The 3948-nt window shown below is 35.4% G+C and carries 3 protein-coding genes; 1 reads left to right on the forward strand and 2 read right to left on the reverse strand.

Going from position 1 to position 3948, the window contains the following annotated elements:
• Positions 1-1379 (reverse strand): DUF4158 domain-containing protein (locus H9655_RS22225; protein ID WP_191817412.1); only part of this gene is annotated, 1379 nt, incomplete at its 3' end.
• Between the two features lie 344 nt (positions 1380-1723).
• On the opposite strand from H9655_RS22225, the gene H9655_RS22230 reads away from it, so the two are divergent.
• Positions 1724-3079, forward strand: a complete 1356-nt coding sequence (locus H9655_RS22230; RefSeq protein WP_191817413.1) for an IS1182 family transposase — start codon at positions 1724-1726, stop codon at positions 3077-3079.
• A gap of 464 nt (positions 3080-3543) precedes the next feature.
• Here H9655_RS22230 and H9655_RS22235 read toward each other — a convergent pair whose 3' ends face one another.
• Positions 3544-3876: a hypothetical protein gene (locus H9655_RS22235; RefSeq protein WP_191817414.1), complete on the reverse strand. Its 333-nt coding sequence runs from the start codon at positions 3874-3876 to the stop codon at positions 3544-3546.
• Positions 3877-3948: the final 72 nt, after the last annotated feature.

Raw genomic sequence — 3948 nt, forward strand, 5'->3', positions numbered from 1 at the left:
TCTATCCCTTTGCTGTCTGTCTCAACAATAACGTCTTTCCATTTCGGCTGAATTACACCTTCAATGGGAACTTCATCTCCAGCAGCAAAATAACGTTGCCCACTTTCTCCATACTCTCGTATGAGTTGAATACCCTTAATAATCGGCTGATGAAATTGATTATTTGAGCGAAAAGTAAGGTTGTTTAAAATTTTAGAAAGTGACTTTCGATAATGCCCTTGGTAAGAAGAATGCATTTTTATATAGATTTTTTCTTTGTATTCCCGATTATTTTTTGTCATGTCCTTAATAATATCTCGAATCATATCAGAGCTAACAATAGGGAATAAAGTATCTTGAATGACCCCTTCTGGGTGATCTACGGTTGCTTTTAATAAATTGACAATATGTCTATTTTTTCCTTGGACTCTTTCTAATTCTTCTACTGCTTCTTTTCGGGTTGTATTTTTGGCCTTATTTCCAAATTTATGCGTAATTTCATCCAATAAATCAGCTAAATAATCAATGACTTCTTCATGACGATGCGTAAATAAAATGGCAAGAAGGGTATAGCGAATGGGTGCAGGGTGTGCACGCAATTCTGTTACGGTTTCTGTAGCTGCACGGAGTCGATATTTCTTTACTAATTTCGGAGTCAAATGATGAAATAATCTTGGAGGAATGTGTAGGTGCCGAATAGCTAACAATTTTTTCACTTCCATTTCCATGGTACTTACACTTGGTTTGCTAGGAGAAGATAAAAGTTGCCGAAAAGTTAAAATATCTGATTCCTTTTCCTTATGAAACTCTTCTTCAAAACCTTCTACTGTTACTTCATCAGTAAAAGATTCCAGTAACGCATCTAATCTCGAACAAGTCCTAGAAGATAGCTGCTGATAAATCGATTGATATAAATCCTTTTCAAAAGTGTCAATGGAGGAATCGATCATACGCTTTAAACTTCCATTTGAAGGAGGTTCGACTTTCCACTTGCGAAACAGACTGTATGCCTGACTTTTTAAATAGTCGATATCATGTGTAAACTGAACTTGTTCGTTTAACCACTCTGTCAAAAGTTCGTTATCTTTTGCTGTAAGTTCTTGAAAATCAAAGAATTCTCTAATTTGTTTTCGATGATAAGTAAAGTTTCTTTCATCTGCTCCCCAACGATATTCCTCAAAGAGTGATGAAGATAACCCTAATTGCTGCCCTATAAATTCAACTACCACTTTGGGAATATCTTGTTTCTTGGAAGGAAATCTAGCCTCTTGTTGAAAGTACTTTAATAATATCGCAAATCCTAAACGACTTGCCCCTGTTTTATTACCAATTAGCTTTCTTTCAATGGGTAGTACTACAAAATGTTCTAGTAGCTCATCTTCATTCCAATTTCGTTTCATAAATAACCTTCCCCTAACTTTAGAATAATCACTCTTTTGAGTGTAATCTATTGATTAGAGGATGAAAACAATACTTTGCGGTCTAGAGCAGCTACCCTGTCACTAGGCCTATAAGTGTAAAAAAATAAGCAGCATCGACGGTAGACAATTTTTCTTAGATGTATATAGATTGTGTGAAAAATACAAAGATATCCAAAAAGAATTAGAAGATATTAAAAATAGATAGTAAGCACAAGACCACCTTAAAGGTGGTTCAGCTTGTAGACAAAGTCTAAGAATTAGACCAAGTCTACAAGCTTTTTTTGTATAATAGAATGGAATCGATTTTTTGTGGGGGATATAAAATGTTATCAAAACACGTTGAAGATGGAAGAAATCAAATTGAAATGGTTGCGTTGGATCAACTTGTTCCAGATGATCATCTGGTCAGGAAGGTTGAACAATCGATTGACTTTGAATTCATTTATGATCTGGTAAAAGATAAGTATTGCTTAGACAATGGTCGACCGAGTGTTGATCCCGTTGTTCTAATTAAAATGGTCTTCATACAATACCTTTTCGGCATACGCTCAATGCGTCAAACCATAAAGGAAATCGAAACCAACGTGGCTTATCGATGGTTTATTGGCTATGGGTTCACCGAGAAGATTCCTCATTTTTCAACCTTCGGTAAAAACTACGCACGACGCTTTCACGATACAGATCTATTTGAACAAATTTTCTATCGCATTCTAAAAGAAGCGATGACCAAGGGATTGGTCGATCCATCCATTGCTTTTATTGATTCTACTCATGTAAAAGCGAACGCTAATAAGAAGAAATTTGAAAAAAAAATAGCCCGAGTCGAAACGAGATCATATCAGAATCAGTTAGATGAAGAGATTAATATCGATCGTGAGAAACACGGAAAAAAGCCCTTCCCCCCGCAGAATAAAGAAGAGTCAAAAGAAATAAAAGTTAGCACGACAGATCCTGAAAGTGGTTATTACGTAAAAGATGAACGCGAAAAACTATTTGCGTATTCGTTTCATACGGCGAGCGACTCCCGTGGGTTTATCTTAGGGTCACTGGTCACCGGAGGGAATGTTCACGATAGTCGGATGTTGGACAAACTCGTCACTCAAGTCACAGATAAAGTCGGTAAGCCCCATTCTATCGCTGTTGATGCAGGATATAAAACACCACACATCGCTAAATTCTTAATGGACCAAGACATCAGACCTGTTATGCCTTATACACGTCCAAAAACGAAAGACGGATATCTTAGAAAATACGAATACGTTTACGATGAATATTTTGACGCCTATCTATGTCCCGAAGGACAAATTCTATCTTACCGTACGACGACAAGAGACGGGTACAAACAATACGCTTCAAATCCTTTGGAATGTAAAGACTGTCCTCTGTTAGAACGTTGTACGCAAAGTAAGAATCATACCAAAATGATTCATAGACATGTATGGCAGGAGTACATAGAGGAAGTAGATCATTTGAGACATACCGAACGTAATAAAACTCTATATGCGAAACGTAAAGAAACGATCGAACGAGTCTTTGCGGACGCAAAAGAAAAGCATGGCATGCGTTGGACGACCTTAAGAGGTATTAAAAAAGTTTCAATGCAGGCGATGCTTACGTTCGCTGCCATGAATCTTAAGAAATTGGCAAACTGGACATGGCGAGGGTCATGTCCAACCTAAAAAAGAAGAAAAATCTTTGACAACAATAGAAAACCCCACCTTCGCTTAATGCAAAGTTGGGGTTTGTCTACGGTCTGGACCACCTTAAAGGTGGTTTTTAATCTTTAGGGACTCGCTTACCTTATTGGAGCGCTTCCAACATTTCGGATGTAGATTTATAAAAAAGTTTGATAATTTATGTGTACCAAAGACTGATATATCAACCCTCCTAAATTTTGTATTTATAAAAAGATTGATTAAAACAAACAATTTTCGGTGCGTTTTATAAAAAAGTTCGATTAAAAAAGTCGAGCAAACCCTTGATACAATCATATTTGTAAGTAATATCCATAAGTTTTGCTCAAACTTTTTTATAAACGATCAATTTTTATTTCAAATCAACATCGGAAATTTTGTACGGTAAGCAAATCCTCTACATTAATACAAGTTTAAATAAAAAAGTAGCTGCGTTTTATCAGCCACTTTTAATCAATTTTATTATATTCACAAACATTATCACTTCCTGCCATTGTTACAGTCATTGATTGATCTTCAACTTCAATCGTAAAATTATTCGTACCCTCACTGTAATTAAATTTATAATCATTATTTTCTATATGCTCATAGGTGCCTGTTAATAATTTTCCGCCTTGTAACTTTGAATTTTGAACCTCAAATTGATTATTGTCTTTAAAGACAAATGAATCTCGGCATCCTGCTTCTTCCGTATCAACTTTTTCCCAGGTACCAATAAATGAATTCGCACTACTATTACTACATGCTGTTAAAATTAAAATTGAACTTATAACTGTAATCACTAGTGTTGCATTAATTTATTTTCACTATTAAAAATACTCAAAATGTTCAATTTTATTATTTTGTGCAAAGAA

Source organism: Cytobacillus stercorigallinarum (genome assembly GCF_014836495.1).
Classification (GTDB): Bacteria; Bacillota; Bacilli; order Bacillales; family Cytobacillaceae; genus Cytobacillus; species Cytobacillus stercorigallinarum.